The 2002-nt window shown below is 64.1% G+C and carries 3 protein-coding genes; all 3 read left to right on the forward strand.

Annotated features, from left to right (window positions below; all coding sequences use genetic code 11):
• Positions 1-550: hypothetical protein (locus tag ACPLUI_RS13280; protein WP_424660730.1), on the forward strand; the 550-nt coding region annotated here is incomplete at its 5' end.
• A gap of 33 nt (positions 551-583) precedes the next feature.
• Positions 584-1303 (forward strand): hypothetical protein, encoded by a 720-nt coding sequence (locus ACPLUI_RS13285; RefSeq protein WP_424660731.1) that lies wholly within the window; start codon positions 584-586, stop codon positions 1301-1303.
• On the forward strand, positions 1293-2002 hold a 710-nt coding region (locus ACPLUI_RS13290; protein WP_424660732.1), incomplete at its 3' end, for a GGDEF domain-containing protein. The genes ACPLUI_RS13285 and ACPLUI_RS13290, both read left to right, overlap by 11 nt.

Consider the following 2002-nt stretch of genomic DNA (forward strand, 5'->3'; position numbering starts at 1 on the left):
CGACGCGGCCGCCCTGGCCGCGGCCATGACCGCCGACCGCTACGTTACCCTGGAGATAGACATGGGCGAGTACACCACCTGCTGCGGGGATGAAGAATGCGACCCCTGCTGCGAGCCGTGCGGCACGACCGTGGTCTCGGGCCTGGAAAGAGACCTCATCGACAACGGCGGCTGGGAAAAATACTGCTGCGACTGCGGCGGGTGCTCCTACACCGTACTGGACCGCTGGGTGGAGTTCAGGGGATCCAAAGCCTTTACCGCCGCCGGGACCATGTTCGAGCTCAACCGCCCGCCGGAAATGGACGCCGCCCAGGGGGGTGACGCGAGGATAACGGGGATAACCGTCTACGACGACAGGGACAGCCCTTACTATCCCTCCGTCGTCGTCAGGACTTTCGGCCGGGTGAAGACCCTGGCGCTGAACTTCCTGGACAGATTTGCGCCGGGTAACTTCGATTACATTTCCACAAACCGGTGCGGCCAGGGAGGGACGTTCTATTACGACCTCAACGGGAGGTGGCACCGGGCGGCGGAAGATGCCTGCAATTAGATTGACCAGCCTGGTAGAGAAAGGATGATGCATTTGCGGAGGTTAATCAGCGGGAGCTTTTTCGTGGCGGCCTCAATTTTTCTTGCCGTCAGGGGCTCCCCGGACGTGGTGACTGCTGTAGCCGTCCTGGGGAGCGCCCTGTGCGCCGGGTTTGTCTCATCGAAAAAACACCTGCAGGCAGTAGTGTTCGGGACCGCCCTGGTGGCGGTCTCCCTGGCCCTGCAGTTAATTGCCGGTCGCTGTACCACGTGCATCCAGGCCGACATGCTCCTGGCCGCCGGTGTATTGACCGCGTCCGTGGCAACGAAGGAATACAGGCTCCGGGTGGTGAGCGGAGTGCTGGCGGCGGTTCTGGTCGCCGCCCTGATGTTCTGGGGCCCGGCACCCGGGCAGGGCGGCCCGTGGCAGGAAACGTTCGGCAGGTACATTGCGGCCGAACGGGACGGGAAAACCGTCAAACTCGATACGGCCCTTAAACCCGTCCTGCTATTTTCCCCGGAGTGTCCCTCCTGCCGGGAAGCCTTGAAACAATTAATCAACAGGGACCCGGCGGGGAAGGGATGGCAGCCCGTCCCCGTGCAAGGCGACCCGGCTGAGACGGAACGTACGCTCAAAAGCATGGGCTACACCGGGGAGATTTACCGCTTTCGGTGGAGGGGTCCGGTACCCGTCATGGTCTGGACGGAGGACGGCAGGACCCGGAGCACCCACAGCGTGCGGGAAATGCTGGAGGTGGTACCCGTTGAGCCTTGAGGTGTGCAGCCTGATCAACTTCTCGTCGGCCCTGGCCGCGTCAGCACTGGCCGCCGCCGGCCGGCCGTCGCTGGCGGTGCTGCTCCTCGTCGCCCTGGCCCTGGCCAACGGCGGCTTCTACCTCTTCCTGAAGAAGGAACCGGCGAGAATCAGGGAAATCGCCTCCCTGGCGGAAGAAGCGGAGACCATGAAACGGCGGCTATTGGAAATGGAATCGGCCCAGTGGACCAGGGCGGCGCGGGTTACAGGGCAGACCGCGCCCCTGGTCTTCTCGTCGGCCAGCGACAGGCTCACCGGGGCCGCTACGCGCAAGAGATTCGAGGTATGCTTGAACTCCATGATGGCCTCCACGAGGCCTTTTTCGGTGTTGTTCCTGGACATCGATTATTTTAAGAAGGTCAACGACACCTGCGGGCACCGGGCCGGGGACGACGTGCTGCGGGAATTCGCCCGCAGGGTGTCCCGCTGCCTGCGGCCGGAAGACCTGCTGGCCCGCTACGGCGGCGAAGAGTTTGTGGTCCTTTGCCGGTCGGACCTGGCCGGTGCGGGGAGAGTTGCAGAACGGATACGCGAGGCAGTGGCCGCCCGGCCCTTTGAGACCTGTGCCGGGCCGGTAGCTGTAACCTGCAGCGTTGGGGTCGCCGGGCGCACGCAGCAGGACAGCACGGAAACCCTGCTGGAACGTGCCGACAGGGCGCT

Source organism: Desulfofundulus sp., assembly GCF_049701015.1.
Classification (GTDB): Bacteria; Bacillota; Desulfotomaculia; order Desulfotomaculales; family Desulfovirgulaceae; genus Desulfofundulus.